The following is an 18,329-nucleotide window of genomic DNA, read 5'->3' on the forward strand; positions in this document are numbered from 1 at the left end:
GTTGTATGCCTCAAATAACCCACACACCTTAATAGTAGCTTATGACACCTGAGTTAGGCCGTATCTACATTAATAGACACAGCCAGAATAAAAGGAAAATTCGTGTATTCAGAGACTAAGTGCTGAAAGGCTCTGCACGTGCTATCAGCTTTTCCAGCCCGGGTTCATCAAGGTTTATGGGTTTTCCGGGGTGGATAATGGAGACTTGGCAGTTTTCGGCGGCTTCAACCAGTTCACGATAGCTGCCCGCTTCCGGATTGGCGATATACGCTCGCTTGTTTTCGTCGTAGGCGAACATCCGGTCGTTAAGCTCGGTGCACTCGTTACAACTGGTGCAGCGAATGGTCTCAATCCAGGGAGCATCGGAGGAAATCGCGGGATCTTGATCGGGAGCGATTTGCGCTGTTGCTTCAATGGCGGCGGGTGCTTGTTGCGATCCCGTATTCACGGTTTCGTCTGATGTGGTTGTGGTGGTCGCCAGAGCTAACGCCTTCAATGCATGGGAATTATTGATCCCACCCAGTTCCTGCAGGTTACGCCACAGGTCACGACAGCGTTTTGCCGCGTCGATAAGCTTGATATCGCAGACTGCCCGGTGAATCACGTCGTCTTCGTCGATCAACAGCACATAGGGCACCTTGCCTTTACGCGAATTTGAATCGAGATCCAGAAATGCGTCTACGGGCAGCATATTACTGCTCCAGTACGCGGGCTCAATACACGCGAAGTGCTCTGCGAAGCGACTGTCGCAGGCGATAAAATCAAGCAGGGTAAATGCGGTCTCTTCTCTATAGCCGTTTAGTTCAGAATCTTCGAACTTAAGCTGATGTCTCGGCCAGTCTTGTTCTGCTCTGGGGTTACCAACAAGGTGGAATCGTGATGCCATATCTTCGCCACAAGCCGGGTCGAAAACAAAGCAGGGAAAAGCACGAGATTCGGTGGCTGCGGCGGCGGTAAGATAACAAGGCTGTTTAGCCTTCCCCGGGGAATAGACACTGAACAGGGCCGGTAAGTCGCTGGCCAGCCCCTTCATAACGTGCTCACGTAACGGGTAAAGCGATGAAGCAGCCGACTGCAGCACGAATACGGTATTCAGGCCCAAGGCCATCCGTGCCAGCTGCTGGCCTTGGGTACCGAAAGTCAATTGGCCCGGCGCCGTTGACAGCTCACCGATAATATTCTCTGTCTGGGCGATGATCTTGAAAGGCAATCCGCTGCGTAGGATATCAAGCACGGCGTGCTGATCCGCGGCATCAATTTTATCTCCAAGAACCACCAGATAAGACGGAAATTGCGCCAGTTCTTCGGGTCCCAATTGATTCTGGTCAAATCGACGATAGAAGCTATCGTGCTGTGATTCGTCATAACGGTTTTCAATTTCTAACTCGGCGATGCTGATTGCCTTAACGAGCATCGCCATCTCAGGCAAACGCGTCCGGAAAGCCTCAAGTGCCAGCTCGCAGCTTTCGAAAGCAAAGCTGAATGAGTTTTTGCCACCACTGTTGGTGACAAAACGCTGGGACTTGAAGACCGCCATGGCCTCTCTGATCCGGAGTGAGCGTTTTTTCGGCAGAGGTTCACCAACGGGCGCTGATTTCAGAATGCGGGCCATGGCCTGGAAATCAAACTCGACCTTGTCGCCAGTACCCACAGAGCGTTCGAGATGTCCGGCATCACGGGCCTCGCTGGAACGCAGGTAATCGATACGCAGGATATCTGACAGTTTCTGCATCAGGTAATCGATCCGGGAACACAGTTGCATCGATTTCACACGCTGGCTCTGCTCCCATCCGTGGGTGAACACCCGTTTTGGAAACTCAGCATCGCAGTCGATGATTTCTCCATCGAAGTCCAATTCTGCGTGTGCTTTGGCGAGGTTTTCACCTAGCGTTGAGCGCATCGTTTCGCTCACCTCTAGCTGCAGCTTTAGCCTCGCCCCTTCCCATAAAGACGACAGGGAACCATTTAGCCCCTGGCTCACCAGATTCCTGATTTCCTGCTCCTGGTTGAGAACCTGACGCCGCCGCTCTTCGCCCTTAATGCCCCGTGGCGCGACTTTCTGTAAGCTGCCATCGATAGTGTCGGCCAGAGACCTTACCCATTCTTGGCCCTGGTTGTCGTGTACCAGGATCAGCGGGAAGTCATAGCGAAGTCGCGACAGATCGTGATAATTTGCAAACAGAGCTGGCCGCAACAACTGGAAGCAATTTCTTTCGACGGGCAATCCCGTGCAGTCACCGAGCTGATAAAAAGCGACCAGATTAATGCTGGGAACCGCAGTTGCGCGCGGTAAAGAAGCTGTTACCAAGTTCATATTGTTGCTCCTTTGGGGTTAATGGTCACTTTGTCGAACTCGGCCTCAAGGAAGTCGCTCACCCCCTCAGAGGTATTCATTGTGTCCGGAACTTGCAGTTCTTCATAACAGGGGATATTCGGGTTCTTATACAATATCCCTACCGGTATCGGGTCGTGGCCCGAGGCGATTTCGCGAGCCCGATTGCGGTCGGAGGGATCGTGGAGTTCCTGGTTGCGATATACCCGCCCTAGTTCCGGGCCAATATGGAGACCGTTGTCATGTTTGAGTAACAACATACGCTCAGGATCCCTTACCCAATCGTCGTAGCGGTGGGCCTGAAATTCCGGACAGCGCTGGAGTATCCGGACAAAGGAGAAGCCTTTGTGGCGAAAGGCCTGTTGAATAATATCGTGCGTAACATCTGGCATCCAGTCCGCAGCCTGGGCGACGAAAGAGGCGTTACTGATGCCCAGCGTTACGCTGATGGGGTTCAGTGGCTCCAGGCGTGAGCCTGTTGGCGTTGTATTGCTGATTTGGCCGATCTGTGATGTCGGTGAAGCCTGGTTCTTGGTCAGGCCGTATATGCCGTTGTCCAGCACAATCGCGGTCATGTTCATGTTATAGCGAACCGCATGGATCCAGTGCGCCGTACCAATGCTGCAGCAGTCGCCGTCACCCATGATCACGAATACGTTCAGATCCGGGCGCTTGATTTTGACACCCTCAGCGATCGGCAACGCTCGGCCATGCAAGCCATGAAAACCGTAGGTACTCATATAGTGCGGGAAGCGACTTGAGCATCCAATCCCGGAGACAAACACGGTCTTTTCTGGGGGCAGTTTTTCGTCACGGCACAGTCGTTGTACTGCGGTAAGCACGCCATGATCACCACAACCGACACACCAGCGCGGCACGACGCACTGGTAGTCTTCGAGAACGTAATTATCGTCCAGTAAGTTTATCATGCAGGAAGAAATGGTCGTGTTCATGATTGCCCCTCCCGAGACTGCAGCTTGTCGATAATCACCCGTTCGACGGTTCCGGGTTTTAGCGCCTGCCCATTGACCTCTGAATAGCAGTCGATATCTACCAGGAATCTTGCTCTTAGCATCAGGGCAAGCTCAGTATAGCGGCGGTTGTCCTCATCGATTAGTTCGCTGTCAAGCCTGTCGGACCAATTGTTCTCGATGGTCATCACCTGTTTGAAACGTCCGAGCACCTCACGAATACCGGAGGCCATAGGTTGAATAAATTTCAGATGCAAGGAAGAAACCTGATAGCCTTTTACACGCATTCGGTCTACCGCTTCCTGAATTGCCCCCTTGGTGCTACCCCAACCGATCAACAGTAGATCGCCGTCCTCGGCGCCGTAAACCTCTGGTGTTTTCAGGGTCTTTTGCAATGCAGCCAGCTTAAGGCTCCGGTGTTTCACGCCTTCCACATTTGCTGCGCTGTTGTAAGCGACACAACTCTTGCGGTTATGTGCCAAACCCGTCAGCGTATGCATACCGCCGGGTTGTCCCGGGATGAAGCGGCGAGCGATCCCGGTAAGAGGATCCCAGTCATAAGGCAGGGCGTCATCAGGGACCGGGCTTTGGTCAAAGGGTGGAGCATGCCAGTCTTTGCTATAGACGGGGCGTGGAAATGGCTGCTGAGCCGATGCCAGATTGGCGTCAGACAACACCACGACCACCACATTGAATGTTTCTGCGATCTTACGGGCAGTGATCACAGAGTAGAAGCAATCCTCGATGTCGGAGGTAGCAATGACCACTTTAGGATTGTCACCATGGCCACCAAAACTGGCAAACAACAGATCCGACTGCTCGGTTTTGGTTGGCAGGCCGGTACTGGGACCGCCGCGCATGACGTTGACGACCACGAGCGGAATTTCTGCCATAACTGCCAGTCCCAATGCCTCCTGTTTAAGGGAAAAACCAGGGCCCGAGGTTATTGTTACCGCGCATTTCCCCGCATAGGATGCGCCGATGGCGAACGCGCATGCAGCAATTTCGTCTTCTGCCTGATGTACCAGGCCACCGGTTTTACTGAATACTTCGCTGAGGTAATGGGATGCCGAGGTTGCCGGCGTGATCGGGTACATCGCGCAGACTTCCATACCTGATGCCACGACACCCATACCGATAGCAACATTGCCGTTGACGACGATCTGGGGCTCTGTGACCGTTGAGGGCGGGATCTTATAGCGGATATCGAGATGATCGGCAGCCCAGTGATAACCGGCTTCCAGCAGTCCGATATTGGCGTTGACTATGATTTCGCTTTTTTTCCTGAAGATACTGGCAACCTGGTTGCGTCCATCCTGCAGATCCAGCGAGTAGATATGGCATAACATCCCCAACACAAACATGTTTTTACCGCGCCGCGGCTCACTGACCAACTTCAGGCATTCTTGTTCCATCGGGATTTCGCGGATGTCATAACCTCCTTGGACCATTTCGTCCACAGCATCGGCGTACATTGCCGCTATGGCCGGATCCGGATGGGTCTTCCACTTGTTTTCCAATAGCACGGTGCAGCCGGGTTTTAATTCATGCTCTCGTGCTCTGCGTAGCATGACCTGGTCATTAAACGCGATCATCAAATCTGCCTCGTCACCACCGTTGCTCATCTTGCGTGATGCCAAACGGATCCGGTTGCCGCTGGCACCCTCAATACTGCGTGCCGGCGGTTGTATTTCTGCAGGAATGATCTCGACGGTCCAAATACTATTACCCGAGCGGGCGGCAATTGTGCCAAAAGACTGGCCGCATTTTTGAGCCCCTTCACCGGAATCACTGACAATTTCCACGGTGTGCTCTTCCAGAACCACTGGGGATTGGCGCTTACCGACTGCATCTATTGGCTGGATCTCGACAGTTTGAGTATCGGACGGACTGTCAGCGCGAAGATCACTCACCGGCACATTGGCTCTGCCTATAACGGCGTTGTCTGTAAATAAAGTCTTCATTCGGCCTCCTGCCTGGTGGTTACCCGGGTAAAATTATGCTCTTCGCGGACGATCCCAAACAGCGTATTTACCGGGGCTGACCGTTCATTCTGGTACACCACTTCGGTATCCCGAATTCCAAGGTATTGCTTCATTGACGCTGCCGCCTGGCGCCCCGCCCCCATTGCCAGGATCACGGTTGCTCCGCCGGTCACTATGTCCCCGCCGGCATAAACGCCAGCAAATGAGGTGGCCATGCTCTCATCGGTTTCAATGAATCCCCGCATATTGAGTTTGATGTTGGACGTTCGTCCCATGATCGGATTCGCACTGGTACCTATGGCATACACAACCGTGTCAGCTTCAAATTCAAATTCACTGCCCTCAACAGGTACGGGGCGCCGTCTTCCGGACTCATCGGGCTCCCCCAGTTCCATCCGGATACAACGCATACCCGCCACGTTGCCCTTGCCATCATCGAGGATCTCAAGCGGGTTGCTGAGCCAGTGGAACTCGACCCCTTCTTCTTCAGCGTGCTCGATTTCCTCGTTGCGGGCAGGGCTTTCCTCGATAGTACGGCGGTAAATGCAATAGACATTTTCAGCGCCCATGCGCAGCGATATGCGCATCGCATCCATCGCCGTGTTGCCTGAGCCGATTATCGCAACACGCTTGCCCAGTCCCAACGGTGTGTCGTGATTTGGGAAGTCCCCGGCTTGCATCAGGTTGCAACGGGTTAACAACTCGTTGGCAGATAAAACACCGTTGAGAAACTCTCCCTGGATATTCATAAAACGGGGGGTGCCGGCACCAGTGCCGATAAAGACCGCATCGAAGCCGAGCTCATTGATCATTTGGTCTATGGTAAACAGGCGGCCAACCAGGGTGTTGCATTCGATCTTGACACCCAGCTTGACCAGCTTGTCGATTTCGGCCGCGATCACGGTATCGGGCAGACGGAATTCAGGGATGCCATAGCGCAGCACACCTCCGGGTTTGTGGAAGGCTTCAAAAATAGTGACATCACAACCCGCCTTGGCCATGTCCGCCGCACAGGCGATACCAGCAGGCCCGGAGCCGACGACGCCGACCCGGTAACCATTGGGTTTTATGTAAGGGACATTGGACCACCCCTTGTCGATGGCCTGATCGCCAACCCACCGTTCAAGCCGTCCAATAACGACCGGCTCCAGGGATTGGCCGACAGTACATACGCCTTCACATTGATTTTCTTGTGGACAGACCCGACCACAAATGGCTGCCAGCGGGTTGGCGTCGCTGAGGACGTCATAGGCACCACGGTAGTCCTTGTCGATAATTTTCTGGATGAAGCCAGGGATATCAATGTGCACCGGACACGCGGGCACACAGGCTGGTTTGGGGCACATCAGACAGCGTTCCGACTCGACCAAGGCGTCTTCCAGACTGTAGCCGATGGCGACTTCGTCAAAATTCGTTACACGCGTTGCTGGCGTTTGGACTGGCATCGGCGTACGGTCTTGAGGGATGGTTCTGATGGTTTTTTTTGCCATGGTCAGATCCTCTTTTTACATCTATACCCAAGTAACCTCAAGATGCTCGTTTCAGCGAGAATTTCCAGGTGCTAAGGTCAGGCGCGGATTTGCCGATATAGTCGCTCTACATCAAAAATCAGCAACGCAACATTAGTGCATGGAAAACTCGCCCTTCGGGAGTGATCCAGCCAGCCCACTTCTGTGTCAAACGCACTCAAAAGGACCAGTCATTCCTTCGCACATTTTCCTTGAACTGAGCTGGCTGGCATCACTCTGAATCCTGCACCTTGAGGTTACTTGGGTATATCCGTCCATTTTTCGACGGCAAGTTTTTCTTCTTTGGAAAAACGTTTTAACCGGTTGATCAGATCGGTGAAATCCACCTGGTGACCATCAAACTCAGGTCCGTCGACACAGGCGAACTTCATCTTATTATCCCCCAGCTTGACGCGGCAGCCGCCGCACATTCCGGTGCCGTCAACCATCACCGGATTCAAGCTGACGGTAGTCTTGATCCCATAAGGCCGCGTGGTTTCGGCGCAGGCCTGCATCATGATCGGTGGGCCTATAGCCAGTAACTCCCGGATGTCCGGGTGCTTTTCGATAGCCCGCTGAATACCATCTGTAACTCGACCCTTGATGCCTACCGAACCGTCATCGGAACAAATAATGAACTCATCGCAGTATTGGAGGAATTTGTCATCCCAGAAAACCAGATCTTTATTGCGGAAGCCGACGATACCGATAACGTAAGCCCCAGCTTGCTTGTATGCCCGCACTTGGGGGAACACCGGGGCAACACCAAGACCGCCGCCTACGCAGACGACTTTCCCGACATTGCTGATGTGACTTGGCTCACCCATCGGGCCGGTTACGCTGTAAAGCGGAGTGCCTACCAGGCAGTCTCGTTGCATCTCTTTGGTGGTTTTTCCAACCGCCTGTATAACAAGCGTAATGGTGCCATTTTCACGGTCGAAGTCTGCAATAGTCAGTGGAATTCGCTCGCCATCTTCGTGCGACATTACAATCACGAACTGCCCGGGTTGGGCAGCTTTCGCAATCATCGGATGCCGAATTTCCAGCAGGTAGGTAACGTCAGAGAAGTCTTCGCGCCGAACGATCTCAATAGCACAAGCATGATAGCCCTCGGGCGTCGATGAATTGATCTGGTGAAATTTTCGATTTTTACTTGAGGACATAACGATCTCCCTTCGCTAATAAGTCCGACAATAAAAATATATACGCAATTATCAATGCTATGGCCAAAAAGAAACTATGTTTGATACAGGTCAATGGCTAATGATTTGCGCGAGAGCCTCTCTGATTTCTACTCTTGCTTCTTGGATGCAAACCAAGCCAACGCAATACCCATAATTGCGAGAGGAATGACGATCCACCCCACTATAGAGAGGTGTTCAGGAACCAAGACAGCCAACATTAAGACGGTTATAAAAATGAATGCACCGACAGCGCCTGCAATCTTGACTGCGGGATGCTCAGGCTTTCTCTCTGACATGGTTTCCTCCGCTTGCTATATCCTGAATCTAAGACATAACTAAGTTGTAGCAAATATATGCCGTAACACAAAAAGCATACCAACGTAATTAGCTTGAGGAGGGGAGGAGGGGAAGACGCGAGATAAGATTGAGTTTGAGTGAAGCTGCGTAAGGCATCAACGCAGCTTGGCTTTAGAGCGAGTATATTCAAGGTAAAACTGAGGTTGCTTGTGTGAATTAAGCAAACACTAGGGCCAGCCCTGCAACCTCAGATTTAGTAGTCAGATTAGATGCCTGCGCGCTTTAACAAGCCAGTCATCAATGGTGAGCTAGCTTTCACCTGCTTGGACTTGTTCTTGAATTCACGAGCCAATGCCACATCATGCATTTCGTTAGCGATATAAATCATCGACTGGTACATATCGCGTGGTGTTTTGATCCGTGAAGAATCGTTTAACGGACTGATAATTTTAACAACATCACTCCCCTTTTTGTTGTTCTTATTGGCGTACTCAAGAACAGAATCAAGCAGCTTATTCAAATCAAGCATAAAGTCAGAGTTCTCTACGCCCTGCTTCTGCATCTCTTTCAGGTTTCTCTTTCTTACTTGCTTAATGATAAATGAAGGCGTATTCATTTTGCGATAACCGAAGAAACCGGCAAGAACCAGTAAGACAGCACCACCTGCTACATACCCCCAAATTGAACCTGAAGATTCAACAACCGGCTGAACCACCTCGACAGCATTTGCAACAGACACTGGCACATCAGACATATTTGTAACCTTTAACTTTAATAAATCGGAACATCAGAGACATTATGCATGCAGCGACCAAAGGGCCATGCGTTTTATCAAAATTTAAGTCAAATAGAGTGACGGAGGTCAAAAATTTGACAATTGCTCGATACTAAAAAGGCGTCAACACCCTTATTACCCCCGAAAAACGTCATAAACCATGGTCACCTCATGAATCCGTTCAAGCTGAAATATGTTCTGGTAAACATTATCTGATCACTCCGCAGTGCGCTTACTGACTTCGGATAGTTCATTACTCTCCCTCAATGACTCAGGCTATCTGAGGGCAACAAATGAATCTGTTTTTTTATGAAAAAACACCGATATTTAACCAATCCAATTAATAATCAGGTATTGGTAATACCTCTTTAATTCCCTTCATGTATCGCGATAAAACGCTCTAAACCACACCGATCAATAATCGTTATTTGATTATTATTTTTTTCAATAAAACCTTGGTCTATTAATGTTTTTACAGCACGGCGATAAACTCGACTAGATGTACCAAAGCGTTCCGCTTCTTGTTCAACCTTATCGAAAGCCCCCAAAGTAACGCATGTTTGTTGGCGCTGCCATAAGTCATATGCAATATTATAAGCAATTGGATGAAGTAATCTATTTGTGTAAATGTCCATGGATTCTTGATAATCACAGGCCAGTGCAGAGGTAAAGAATAAAGATAAATGGGGCTGTTCAATCAAACATTGTTGCAATTTTTTAGCACAAATGACTTCTACTTCCATCGAATCATCTGCGACAACATTCCATTGACATTTATGCCCTGTAAAAAACTCCATTTCACCAAAAACATGGTGATCACAATTCACTTCACCTAACTGAAATCTTCGTCCATTTAATGCACAAATATTCATTGACACTTTTCCAACAGATACAACATAAAGAGCCTCAATATCTTGCCCTTGCTTAAGAATTATATCACCGGCCTGGTAGTGTTGAGTATGCGTTTGACATGCATAAAGAGTGTCACAAAAATCACGATAATGCTGTTCTAAGTATGGGGTAAATCGAGTCGAAGCATAAGGTGATAATTGCATAATTTATCAGCGTCAAAAAATAAAACCCGGAACATACGCGCTTTCAATACAAATAGATAGTTATAGCATCACAAAAAAAAGATTCGCAGTAACATGAATTAATACTGCGAATAGCAATTAACATGTTAATGCATAAAGAGCGGCTTGAGTTGCTATTTTTTCTCCTTCCACCATGATTTCATTTTCAGTAATATAATCCGTTACTCCCTCTTTCACATCCTGCTGATAAAGAACAACATTGGTGAGAATAGAAGCAACTTTCAGCCCTCTCAAACGCCCCACAGTTAATAATGCGGATGTTTCCATGTCGGCACCTAAAACACCTTTTTTATGCCAATATTGACAAAGTTTCTCTTCATCGTCGGTATAAAAGCTATCATGTGAGCGAACAACGCCTTGATGATATGGATACTTGTTATCTACACAAAAACGTTGCAACCCATTGATTAGCTCAAATTCAGAGTACGCGGGAAACGCAGCAGGAACATAACAGGTTGATCCCCCCTCATCGCGTACTGCCGCCTCCGCAATAATAAGATCGCCTAAAGCAATATTCGCCTGAAGCGCACCAGAAGAGCCGACTCTAATGATTTTTTTTGCACCGCACTGATAAAGCTCTTCTAAGGCAATGAGCGCAGACGGAGATCCAATACCAGTACTGCATATCGTGATAGGAATACCATTATATATTCCTTTCATTAGACGATATTCTCTATTATCTGAGAGTAATTCAACTTCAGACAAAAATTTAGCGATTCTGTTTACTCGATTAGGTTCTCCACAAACAATGACACTGTCAGAAATTTGCTTTGAATCTACTAATAAGTGGGGCTGTTTATTCATAAAAAACCTTTCTTAAAATGGTTAAATACATATTTGAAAATTTACGCTTGAAGAAACATAGATTAATGGCTAGAGATTATCGACACCCTAGCCATTTAATATTCAAGAATTAGACAAACAGACCAACTATTGTCGCGTTCATTAAATTCGCTAATGTAGCGGCAAGCAATACTTTCATTCCAAGCTTGCCAATAACACCCGCTTGAGTGGGGATCATTTTACTCAGAGCGCCACATACCATAGCTACTGAGCCAATGTTAGCAAAACCACACAAAGCGGTAGTCATAATTGCAGTTGAACGTGCGGTTAGCTCTACATTGCCCATGTTTGCGAATGCCACAAATTCATTCATAGCAATCTTTTGACCTAAAAATGATCCAGCAATCGTTGCTTCATCCCACGGAACACCAATTAACCACGCAACAGGTGAGAATAGCGTTCCCAGAATCATATCAACTGACAGCCCAGAGATATTGATCATTTCACCAATCGCATTTAGACCACCATTCAGCAATGCCATAAGACCTATACAGGAGATGATTACCGCGCCTACGATAGCAGCAATACCTACACCTGCAATTGCCCCCTTAGAAATAGCATCAATAAAGCTACTTGGTTTTTCATCATCGGGTAATTCAGGAACTTCGTTAATAGTCTCTTCCGTTTCAGGAATGATAAGTTTCGCAAACATTAATCCGGCTGGTGCAGACATAAAACATGCCATAATTAAGTAGCTTAGCTCCACACCCATACCGGCAAGGCCCGCTAAAATGGAGCCCGCAATCGATGATATCCCCCCCACCATCACAGCAAAAATTTGAGCACGAGTCAGCACACGATGATAAGGTTTAATCAGTAAAGGAGCTTCCGTTTGACCAAGAACGATATTACCGGCAGCATTCATTGATTCCGCACGCGATGTTCCTAGCACTTTTTGTAATCCGCCGCCAATTGCATACACAAACCACTGCATAATACCAAGATAATATAGCAGTGATGTTAGTGATGCCGTGAATATGATTTGTGGCAATACTTGAAGAGCCCAGACAAATCCAATTCCATCAACACTAAAATCAACCAAACTACCAAAAACAAATTTAATCCCTTCAGCACCATAACCAAAGACATTGCCGACAGTGTTCGATATAGAAAGTAATACTCCAGCCCCCATATCGGTAGCTAAAACAAAAAAAGCAACAACTAAAATAATCGCAAAGGCTCCAACAACGGCACGCCAACTAATTGCTTTACGATTTTCAGAAAAAACAAACCCAACACTCAACAGAGCTATAATACCTAGCACAGACTGAAACATTATAATTTCCCTATTAGTGTATTAACTGTATTAATCACTTCTTTGGCATGATGTTGTGCGAGTTTTATTGTGTTGTCTTTATCTCCACCTTCATCGGGATTCGCATTCATTTCAAATGTAACAATAGTATTAGTAATATCCATTTCAGCAGCACGAAATACATGTTCGAAAGCTTGCTGATAGACACTGAAAGGCATGAAATTAAAGCCTGTTTCACTGTATGATTCCGCTGTTGCCCCGGCGGTTATAGAGAAAACTAATTTTTTATCTTTTAATTTACTGCCATTAGGACCAAAAGCAAAACCGTAGGTAAATACGTCATCAATCCATTTTTTTAAAACAGCGGGGAAAGTGCTCCAATACAATGGGAACTGCACAACAACAATATCAGCATTTAGTAACGCCGACTGCTCTTGGTCTATATCACCTTGATAACCAGCACCTAAATGTTGAATTGACCAATCAGTAGTCTGCTGATAGTGGCTATAAGTAACTGCGTTTGCAGTCGATTTCTGTAAGTCTGGATGCCCATCGATAACCAGTACATTCATGTGAAAAATCCTATAATGTAAATAAGCATATGTAGTTATTCATGCTTTTAGCTTATGTAGATCAAAGAAATAATAAGCAGGCTAAAACCTCTATTACTTCAGCCAGGCTTATATTGCTCGGTTTAACTGATGCTGATTATAAAAGGCTTACTAACTAAAAAGTGAGGACATTTGTCCTTCTCTTATAGAGTCAGCTCATACTATTGACAACAAAATAGATAATCCATAAACAATGCAGGCAAAACTCACCAAAGAATTACATTGTATGCACGTTGTGGCATTATTGGTTTGCCGCCTAATCAGAGGTGATATCATGGTTGTCGAGTTCGAGGAGTGATATTAACGAGGTAGTTGACTTACAACCAGTACGCAGTTCCGCAAACAGAAGCCAGCTGGACTTGATGCCTTCTGTCGATACCAATAGCAGCATGGGCATCTTTTATAATCATCCGGCTCTAAGGTCTCGACATCATGAGATGTTTGGCGCTAACAGCTCACCGGAGACTTTTCAGTCAGCCATTCGTTCAACATGACAGTCAAAGCAGGCTTAGAGGTCGGTTTGGTCAGGCATCCATCCATCATTTTGCTGATAAGTTCCAGCTCTCGTTTCCCAGACTCTCCTGATAGCGCTATGACGGGTGTGGTTGGGCTAAGCTGTTTGATTTTTGCTGCGGCGTCAAAACCATTCATCACTGGCATTTGGATGTCCATGAGGACAAGGTCGATAGGATTGTTCTGGAATATCTCGACCGCGATTTTGCCATTGTTTGCCTGAATTATATCAAAACCCAATTGTTCGAGGTAGAGCTTTATCAAGGCACGTTGAACCTCTTGATCGTCTACGATCAGAATGGTTTTTCGTTCATAAACACCTGTTGCTGGAGCGGATTGCGGTTGAATGGCAACAGAACTTGGCTGACAGTGTGCTGATTCAATCACAGATGAATGATTCACTATCTCATCGTAAATTGGACTATCAACAGACAGGATAGGGAAAATCAAATGGAACTCGGTGTATTCTCCATGCTTTGACTTGCACTGAATACTGCCGCCGAAGGAGTTCATGACTCGTAAACAATACCCAAGGCCAAGACCACTACCGCCATTTTTGTTATAACTAAAAAAGTCATCAAAGATCCGCGCGTGGATGTTCTCTGGTATGCCAGGCCCCGTATCTCTGAAAATGACCCTATTTGGGTAACGGTTGGAACAAGACGTTATTTCAATTCGGCTCTCTGGATAGGAATCAAAATAATAAATAGCATTACGAAATAAATTGAAAATCACAAAGTTGAATAGGGTATCGTTCACCCTGACAGAAAAGTCTTTCTGGATATTCAGATGAACCCTGTTTTCAATTTGTTCACTCTCAAAACCATATTGGTTAAAGGCCTGCATCAGTAAGCGCTTGATCGATGATGTCATCATTGGTTCTTGATCGAGCGATGAGTTGTTCACTTCTCGCAAAATGATATTGATCAGTTGCCTCCCCCTGTCAATTGCAATCTTGCCTTTTTCTATCTGATCCAGAAGCGTCTTGCTGTCAGCCTGCGTTTCCACCTGAATTTGAAGTGTTTCCAAGTTGAATTGCAATTGAGTCAAGGGGTTGCGCATTTCATGCGCGATTGAATTTGCTAATGCCTGAGATTGACAAATACGTCGCTCAAAATTGATGTAACCTTGCGCTTGTTTCAGCACTTTTTCTAATACGACTAACTCTTCATTTGAAAACAATCGACCGTCTTGCTTATGGGGTGAGATCAACAGATGCGAAATCATCTGGCGGCTGTCAAAAAGAGGCATAATGATAGCCGCTTCGTTCTGGCTCATTTTATGATGTAATGCAGCAAGGGTATCTTGGCTTATGTTGTTGTCGAGCTTCTCTTTAATCTCTTCAAATACCAGGGGTTCTCGGCTCTTTGACAAATAATTGGTATAAATATCTGAATCATGGGAGTTCTTCACTAGCTGTATTTTATTGCTGGGTACATTCAACAGTGTTGCCAGCTTCTGAATAGCCGTTGTCGGTGATGATTGAAACTCTTCAACCAAAGAATATATTTGCTCTGTTGGTGACATGGGGGAATTGTACACCATTAAGCTGGTGTATTTTTTCACGCAGTTAAACAGTTTTAGCCACGAGAGTCCAAGGATTACGCTGTAGGCGACAATAAGCTCAAAATGGTACTGCGTGAAAGCCATCACAATAGATAGCGGCACCAGATAAAGCGCACTGGTCACCACTATCGTTAAAAATTGGAAAAACATATACTTGCTGCTGTAAAAGCGAGAAGTAAGCAAGGCGTAACCCATCAGCAGCATTTCACTGATCGAAAAAGCGGGTGGTAGCCAGGTAAGGGAAAAATCACCGAAGAAATAAGTCATTCCCAGATGAATCGTTACCGTCGACAGCATAAACACCACAATACCGGCAATCATGTAATTGTTTTTGGTCCGGTTTAACCTGCTACTTCGCCTGCGCATTGCAATAAGGTTAGTCAGGGTGAGTACGACCAACGTTATCATGCTCATAAAGAACATGGAGGTTTGCGGTCCAAATTCGATAATGAAATCGCTTGGGGCCACGATCGAAACATTCTTTACCGTTAGATTTGGATGTAAGTTTACGTACAGTGAATAAATGGAAAATCCAAAAAAGACAATAAATTGCCATTTGAAAACATTCCGCTTTTCCTCTCCGGCCGAGAGACGACATGAAAAATAAAACGCAAATGCAAAAGCAAAAAAGGATGCCAGATTAGCCAATTTTGCCATGAATATGCCGCCGGCATCACCAAACTCGACAAGGAGGTCAGTGTGGAAATAAGCATTGCTTAAAATCCACAAAGTGATGCAGCATGAGTACGCAATATATGCTGCGTGATAAGTTTTGTGATTTTTTAGCTTTAGGGTATAGCAATAGTAGAGCAACCACACCATAACTATACCGGCAGTGAGCAGTAGGATAATAGCTTTGGGGTATATAATTGATTGCAGATTCAAGTCAAGCATTCATCACCAAGAGGTTCGCCTTATTGTTTCGTCCAATTTGAACCGCCCGCTTGTAATCTCGGAATAAGACATTTTCAAATACTTTGTCCATATAATCGAAGTTCCAAAAACCACGATAGGTAATCACTCCTTCATCATTGATATCACAATAACAGCTATGAAAGTAAGCTCTCTTATCAATGGCTTTATAGAAGTTAAGCATAAATGGTTGCTCTATGATCGTCAGACCGACGACATAACCCGCATTAAGCAACGTGCTCATAAGCAATTTTTGAGTCAGATATAAAAAATACAGCCTTTGTTGGTGTGTCCCACTTACGGTCAGACGTAACACTTCGCAGATTGATGCTGCATTATCAAGGTTAAAGGCTAATCTCTGATTGAATTCAGAAGCCGTATTACAGATTTCCATAAGGGGAGGGTTAAATAATTTATGCCGATTCAACTCACAATATGCATGTGGTGGTAAGCACATTGTCCACTTTTCGCTTTCAAATTGGGGGGCCAAACTCAACCAGGTTTCTTTTTGGTTCCAATCTTGAATCAAAGCTGATGCGACGATAAGTCGTGTTTCGCTATCAGCGAGGTCGCTAAAAAGTACGAAGTGTTTCCCTTTATTGGAAAGCGACAGAGAAAACAGCATTTCATACCATTCTTCTCCACGGACAAAAAGCTCCAGGTTTATCAGGCATATTGCGTCGGAGAGTTTCATGGGAGCATCATGATAAAGGGTATTAAACAACCGATAATCAATTTCAATGTTATCGATCAGCTCACCTCGATAGTCCCTGTCTTCATAACTTAGGGAATCATGGGATGAGTGCTTCAATAGCACCATGGCGTACCTGGCTTTCACCTCGTGAATTTCGTAATCACACCAAAACGCTAGCCAATGCGGATACAAAGAACATGCCGCTTGCTCTATGAGTAACAGGTCATCCGGTAGGCCTTCGCTATCCCACAGACTTAGCTCTGAATAATTAACTGCTTTGAATATAGTAGCTAGATTAGCGCGGTGAAGTTCTGGTTTGAGTTCTAGAATCTGTGCCTTACGCTTGAGGGTCAGTTTTTGAAACAAATTCGTGCATGTTCGATGGGCAAAACGGTCTTTAATCCAAGAAAATAACTCAATACGGCATAAGTCTTTAGTCATAGCGTTGCCGAATAGAAATGGCGTTTGAACAGAAGTCTCAATCTTCATAGTACTCTTTAGAGAGAATGTTATATTTATACCTTATTATCAAACATATATGCACACATTTCACTGACACCAGTCACACATGCCACTGTTATTCAAACTAGTTTTGATCTGAACCAACAATTTCGACACCGAATTAAGCGAGTAAAATCACTTAACGAGGTAAACAATGACAAACACTAAAACACGCATCAAGCACGCCGAAGAGTTTAAGGAACAGGCGCTTAAGCTCGCTGCAAGAACATCTGTTCCAGAGGCAGCACAATAACTCAATCTACAGGCATCCCAAATATACGTAAGCGTGCAGTTAACCAATATGAACTGATAACGACCAAAAAATGATGCGGAAAACGATGGTTGAATATATTGAGGTTGATTGCAACCGAACAAGAAGGCACGATGCTCTTGGGTATTTAAACCCTGTCGATTTTGAACAGAAAAAGGTCGCTTAGCTTCGAGTCCAATCTTATTGGGGCAGATCAAGTAATTTATGCAAGATAATCTGGAAGGGGGGGCATGTACATCCAGGGTGAATCCATGCACCCTGAATCATACTTTGGCAGTTAACTAGCTTTGACGAAAAGAGGTCACAAGCAATGATGCCTGATTGGCAAAAATGCCAAATAGATAATAGTTATCTGCAATATTTAATGTAATCAATGCACCATAGTAACTGCCATTTTCTGCAGAATTATTACATGATACAGCAGAAGCACTGTTAATATTATAATATGCTCCTTGACGCTTTATATTACCTGATATTATACAGCTGCCGTTAATAACAAACGAGCCATCTTCGTTAATTTCCCATGTACTACCGTCATCTGGATTCGTATGTGTACCAACAATTTGCTCTAAAGGTAAAGAGTCCTCAGCCCGATCCATGGAATAAATAAAGTTTTGGTCTTCTAATTGTGCCGTAATCGTAACAGTGTCAGGGGTAAAATTTGCTGTTGCGACAAAATCTTCGACTCTGGAAATATTACCATTATCTGAATAAGTCAGACCTCGGGTTATCATCTGTGTTTCAGTTGCGGTTGAATTGTCTACAACATAAAACTCACCGCTATCGAGGTCAGCGAGAAATACATTATTATTGGCCCGAGTCGAGTCGACTAACATAAAGTCATTTCCATCCCCTTTATATATCCCATTCCCGATAAATGATTCACTGGAACTACTGGGACCAGAAGCACTAGAAGAACTCTCGCTATCACTGTTACAACCGGAGGTTAAAAGCACTAACAAAATGCCACCAATAATACTAAACCCTTTCATTTTAACTCCTAGGAATGAGAAACTT

14 protein-coding genes are annotated in these 18,329 nt (G+C 46.0%); all 14 read right to left on the bottom strand.

Translation table 11 applies throughout. From position 1 onward, the window contains the following. Nucleotides 1-115: 115 nt before the first annotated feature. The 14 genes from C9I89_RS02055 to C9I89_RS02125 all read right to left on the bottom strand — a co-directional run bounded on the left by C9I89_RS02055 (nucleotide 116) and on the right by C9I89_RS02125 (nucleotide 18,304). Nucleotides 116-2,314: a ferredoxin gene (locus C9I89_RS02055; protein ID WP_107281671.1), complete on the bottom strand. Its 2,199-nt coding sequence runs from the start codon at nucleotides 2,312-2,314 to the stop codon at nucleotides 116-118. Then, nucleotides 2,311-3,285 carry a thiamine pyrophosphate-dependent enzyme gene (locus tag C9I89_RS02060; protein ID WP_107281672.1) on the bottom strand — a complete coding sequence of 325 codons (975 nt, stop codon included), beginning with the start codon at nucleotides 3,283-3,285 and terminating at the stop codon, nucleotides 2,311-2,313. Before C9I89_RS02060 ends, C9I89_RS02055 begins: the two co-directional genes overlap by 4 nt. Next, nucleotides 3,282-5,267: a 2-oxoacid:acceptor oxidoreductase subunit alpha gene (locus tag C9I89_RS02065; RefSeq protein ID WP_107281673.1), complete on the bottom strand. Its 1,986-nt coding sequence runs from the start codon at nucleotides 5,265-5,267 to the stop codon at nucleotides 3,282-3,284. The genes C9I89_RS02060 and C9I89_RS02065 overlap by 4 nt, the downstream gene beginning before the upstream one ends. Continuing rightward, the gene (gltA, locus tag C9I89_RS02070) at nucleotides 5,264-6,778 is read right to left on the bottom strand and encodes an NADPH-dependent glutamate synthase (protein WP_107281674.1); all 1,515 of its coding nucleotides are present in this window, start codon (nucleotides 6,776-6,778) and stop codon (nucleotides 5,264-5,266) included. The genes C9I89_RS02065 and gltA overlap by 4 nt, the downstream gene beginning before the upstream one ends. A gap of 275 nt (nucleotides 6,779-7,053) precedes the next feature. Further along, a complete protein-coding gene (locus C9I89_RS02075; RefSeq protein WP_107281675.1) occupies nucleotides 7,054-7,959 on the bottom strand; it encodes a sulfide/dihydroorotate dehydrogenase-like FAD/NAD-binding protein in 906 nt (301 codons plus the stop codon). 128 nt (nucleotides 7,960-8,087) lie between these two features. Continuing rightward, nucleotides 8,088-8,276: a hypothetical protein gene (locus C9I89_RS02080; RefSeq protein ID WP_107281676.1), complete on the bottom strand. Its 189-nt coding sequence runs from the start codon at nucleotides 8,274-8,276 to the stop codon at nucleotides 8,088-8,090. A gap of 266 nt (nucleotides 8,277-8,542) precedes the next feature. Further along, on the bottom strand, nucleotides 8,543-9,031 hold the full coding sequence (locus tag C9I89_RS02085; protein ID WP_107281677.1) for a hypothetical protein: 489 nt from the start codon (nucleotides 9,029-9,031) through the stop codon (nucleotides 8,543-8,545). Nucleotides 9,032-9,420: 389 nt separating this feature from the next. After that, nucleotides 9,421-10,107 carry a Crp/Fnr family transcriptional regulator gene (locus C9I89_RS02090; protein ID WP_107281678.1) on the bottom strand — a complete coding sequence of 229 codons (687 nt, stop codon included), beginning with the start codon at nucleotides 10,105-10,107 and terminating at the stop codon, nucleotides 9,421-9,423. A gap of 117 nt (nucleotides 10,108-10,224) precedes the next feature. Then, nucleotides 10,225-10,950: a nucleoside phosphorylase gene (locus C9I89_RS02095; RefSeq protein ID WP_107281679.1), complete on the bottom strand. Its 726-nt coding sequence runs from the start codon at nucleotides 10,948-10,950 to the stop codon at nucleotides 10,225-10,227. 109 nt (nucleotides 10,951-11,059) lie between these two features. Beyond that, on the bottom strand, nucleotides 11,060-12,265 hold the full coding sequence (locus C9I89_RS02100; RefSeq protein ID WP_107281680.1) for a NupC/NupG family nucleoside CNT transporter: 1,206 nt from the start codon (nucleotides 12,263-12,265) through the stop codon (nucleotides 11,060-11,062). After that, the gene (locus C9I89_RS02105) at nucleotides 12,265-12,816 is read right to left on the bottom strand and encodes an NAD(P)H-dependent oxidoreductase (protein ID WP_107281681.1); all 552 of its coding nucleotides are present in this window, start codon (nucleotides 12,814-12,816) and stop codon (nucleotides 12,265-12,267) included. Before C9I89_RS02105 ends, C9I89_RS02100 begins: the two co-directional genes overlap by 1 nt. A 486-nt stretch (nucleotides 12,817-13,302) precedes the next feature. Then, the gene (locus tag C9I89_RS02110) at nucleotides 13,303-15,828 is read right to left on the bottom strand and encodes an ATP-binding response regulator (RefSeq protein WP_107281682.1); all 2,526 of its coding nucleotides are present in this window, start codon (nucleotides 15,826-15,828) and stop codon (nucleotides 13,303-13,305) included. Continuing rightward, nucleotides 15,821-17,029 (bottom strand): acyl-homoserine-lactone synthase, encoded by a 1,209-nt coding sequence (locus tag C9I89_RS02115; RefSeq protein ID WP_107281683.1) that lies wholly within the window; start codon nucleotides 17,027-17,029, stop codon nucleotides 15,821-15,823. Before C9I89_RS02115 ends, C9I89_RS02110 begins: the two co-directional genes overlap by 8 nt. A gap of 564 nt (nucleotides 17,030-17,593) precedes the next feature. Beyond that, complete coding sequence (locus C9I89_RS02125; RefSeq protein WP_107281684.1) at nucleotides 17,594-18,304, bottom strand: hypothetical protein; 711 nt, start codon at nucleotides 18,302-18,304, stop codon at nucleotides 17,594-17,596. Nucleotides 18,305-18,329 lie beyond the last annotated feature (25 nt).

Origin of the sequence: Photobacterium lipolyticum (assembly GCF_003026475.1) — a bacterium.
Lineage (GTDB): Bacteria > Pseudomonadota > Gammaproteobacteria > Enterobacterales > Vibrionaceae > Photobacterium > Photobacterium lipolyticum.